Genomic DNA, 3,323 nt, shown 5'->3' with positions numbered 1-3,323 from the left:
GCTTCACCAGAACGAGGGTCTCTTCGGTCGACATCGTTATTCTCCGTTCGAGGGTTCGGGGGGTGCCGCGCGTCGGGCGTTGCGAGCATCGAGGGATGCCCCTTTGATCGTTGCATACGCCCACATCCCACCGAAAATGATCGCCACAATAACGAGTGCGGGCACGAGAAAGCCGCCCAGCAGAACGACGACCTGCAAAGCCCAGCCCACTGCGATCGCCCAGGAGTGACGCAGCAGCCCGGCGGTGATGATCATCAACAGCGCCAGGACCGAACCTCCGACGATCCCCCACCACGGCTCGATCCCGTCAGGCAGCACGCGAAGGCCATAGACCACGAGCCCGCCGAGGAAAACGATGATCGACTCGAAGCCGAGAACGACCGATCCGAGGGATTCCCGGGCGCCACGGGCGCGGCGCGGGCGCGAGGATGCCGCAGGCTCGGCCGCGCTCACGCGCCGGACCCCGCTTTCCACTCGTTATCTACCGAGAGCGTGATCGCTTCTCCGGCGAGCACGACCGACCCGGTGATGATGACGGCGCGACGCGGCGCCGAGCTCGCCCAGGTCCTCGCGGCTTCGGCAGCCGACTCGAGCTCAGGAAAGACGGCGGCGGGAAGCTCCCGCGCCTCGAGCAGGTCGGCCAGAGCGTCAGCATCCGTTGCTCGATCGGAATCGGGTGCCGTGACGAAGAACGCCGTCGCGACCTCACTCAACGCCAACACGATGCCGTCGGCATCCTTATCGGAGAGGACGCCGATCACCAGTGCCCACTCGTCGAAGTCGAACGATTCGCCGAGGGCCTGGGCGAGAGCTCGCGCTCCGTGCGGATTGTGTGCAGCATCGACGAGCACCGTCGGCTCCGTGCCGATGAGCTGGAGTCTTCCCGGTGACGTGACGCTGGACAGACCTTCCACCAGCACGTCGGCGGCGATCGGCTGCCGACCGCCCCCGATGAGCGCCTCAACGGCAGCGATCGCCAGCGCAGCATTGAAGCCCTGGTGCGAGCCATACAGCGGCAGGTAAAGATCGGCGTACTCGGCGGCCAGCCCGCGGACCGAAATCAGCTGGCCGCCGACGGCCAGAGCAGACTGCTGCAGCGCGAACTGGTCGCCCTCGATTGCGAACGTCGCGTCTCGTCTTCCGGCCTGTCCGCGCAGCACCGCCTCAGCCGATGGCGCTTGCCGCGCTGACACGACAGCCGCGCCGTCCTTGATGATGCCTGCCTTCACGGTGGCGATCTGCTCGATCGTGTCGCCGAGCCGCGCGGCGTGGTCGAGATCAATCGGGGCGAACACGGCGACATCGCCATCGGCGGTATTGGTCGAGTCCCACAGCCCGCCCATGCCGACCTCGAGAACCAGCACATCGACGGGCGCGTCGGCGCACACGACGAAGGCCAGCACCGTCAGCAGCTCGAAGAAGGTCAGTTCCGCATCACCGGATGCCGTGAGTTCGGCATCCACGAGGTCGATGAACGGGGCGATCTCGTCCCAGGCTGCAACGAGGGCCTCATCGCTCACCGGCTCGCCGTCGATGAGGATGCGCTCAGTGAAGCGCTCCAGATGCGGGCTGGTGAACAGGCCCGTGCGAAGGCCGTGAGCGCGGATAAGGCTCTCGATGATGCGGCTCGTCGAAGTCTTGCCGTTCGTGCCGGTTACGTGCACGACCCGGTACGTGCGCTGCGGGTTGTCGAGATAGTCCAGCAGCTTCTGCGTCCGCTCGATCCGCGGCTGCACCCACTGCTCGCCCTGTCGACTCAGCAGGATCTCGTAGACGGCGTCTGCGCGCTCTCGCTCGTTCATGCGGCTCCTCCAGCCCTGCCAACGATCACGCGGAATCCACCGGCGTTCGCATAGGTACCCGCTGAGACGCGCTCCGTGTGCTCGATCTCACCCACGGGCGACCAGCTCTTGAGCAAGGTCTGCTCGCCGGGTCCATAGATGGCGTAGGCCACAGCAAGCGTCTCCCCCGCGACGTCAGCAGCATCGAAACCAGCGACCACCGCGGTGGCATCGCTTTCAGATTCGAACTCCACCTCGAGACGGATGCGGTCGCTCACGTCGAACCCGGCGGCCTTGCGTGTGTCCTGCACGGCACGGATGACGTCGCGCGCCAGCCCTTCGGCCTCCAGTTCAGGCGTCGTGGTCGTGTCGAGTAGGACGAACCCGCCTGCGCCCAGCAGCGCGATCGCCGTGCCTTCGGCAACTCCCCCAGCTTCGAGCGTGAGGTCGTATTCGCCGGGCTCGAGGGCGATGCCATCGACGACGATCACGCCATCCTCTTCGTTCCAGAGGCCTGCTTTTGCCCCGGCGATGACGTGCTGCACCTGCTTGCCCAGGCGCGGACCGGCCGCGCGCGCGTTGACGGCGAGTCTCTGGCTGATGCCGTAGGACTCGGCAAGACCATCGGTGAGTTCGACGAGGTCAACGCTCTTGACGTTGAGTTCATCGCGCAGGATTCCCTCGAACTGGCCGAGGGATGCGGCATCAGTGACCGCCACCGTCAAGCGCGAGAGTGGCAGGCGCACGCGCTTGCCCTCCTTCTTGCGCAGCGCATTGGCGACGCTGGAGACTTCGCGGACGGCATCCATAGCCGTGCGGATGTCGGTCGCGGGCGCGAAGGATGCCGCATCCGGCCAGTCCTGCAGATGCACGCTGCGACCGCCCGTGAGCCCCTGCCAGACACGCTCGGCGACAAGCGGGATCAGCGGCGCTGCGACGCGAGTGAGCGTCTCGAGCACGGTGTAGAGCGTGTCGAACGCCTCACGCGAGCGCGGTTCGTCCGTGACGCCCAGCCAGAACCGATCGCGCGACCGGCGGATGTACCAGTTGGTGAGGGCCTCGGCGAAGTCGCGGAGCTTCTCGGCCGCACTCGTGGAGTCGAGCACCTCGAGGTCGGCCGCGACACCGGCAACCAGATCGCCGAGAAGGGCCAGGATGTACCGATCCAGGACGTCGGTCGAGCCGGTGCGCCAGGACGCCTCGTAGCCGGCTCCATCGGGACCGGATGCCGCGTTGGCGTAGGTCGCGAAGAAGTACCACGCGTTCCAGAGTGGCAAGAGGAACTCGCGAACCCCAGCACGGATGCCTTCTTCGGTGACGACGAGGTTGCCGCCGCGCAGCACCGAGCTCGACATCAGGAACCACCGCATCGCGTCGGATCCGTCGCGGTCGAACACCTCGGACACGTCGGGGTAGTTGCGCAGCGACTTCGACATCTTCTGCCCGTCGGAGCCCAGCACGATGCCGTGGCAGGAGACGCCCGTGAAGGCGGGGCGATCGAAGAGCGCACCCGAGAGCACGTGCATCACGTAGAACCAGCCA

3 protein-coding genes are annotated in these 3,323 nt (G+C 66.5%); all 3 read right to left on the bottom strand.

Annotated features, from left to right (window positions below; translation table 11 throughout):
- Window positions 1–36: 36 nt before the first annotated feature.
- Entirely contained in the window at window positions 37–453 is a 417-nt protein-coding gene (locus tag Q1V87_RS00460) for a DUF4233 domain-containing protein (RefSeq protein WP_300590389.1), read from the bottom strand.
- On the bottom strand, window positions 450–1,802 hold the full coding sequence (locus Q1V87_RS00455) for a folylpolyglutamate synthase/dihydrofolate synthase family protein (protein WP_300590388.1): 1,353 nt from the start codon (window positions 1,800–1,802) through the stop codon (window positions 450–452). Before Q1V87_RS00455 ends, Q1V87_RS00460 begins: the two co-directional genes overlap by 4 nt.
- The coding region (locus Q1V87_RS00450; RefSeq protein WP_300590387.1) for a class I tRNA ligase family protein at window positions 1,799–3,323 on the bottom strand (1,525 nt) is incomplete at its 5' end. The genes Q1V87_RS00455 and Q1V87_RS00450, both read right to left, overlap by 4 nt.

The sequence above is a fragment of the Microbacterium sp. genome (assembly GCF_030149085.1).
In the GTDB taxonomy this organism is placed as follows: domain Bacteria; phylum Actinomycetota; class Actinomycetes; order Actinomycetales; family Microbacteriaceae; genus Microbacterium.
The sequence above is the reverse complement of the archived record's forward strand: the minus strand, read 5'-3'. Positions and strand labels throughout refer to the sequence as shown.

Coding starts and splice junctions, on each gene's coding strand:
- Q1V87_RS00455 (WP_300590388.1), bottom strand. CDS start 1,802: ATGAACGAGCGAGAGCGCGCAGACGCCGTCTACGAGATCCTGCTGAGT.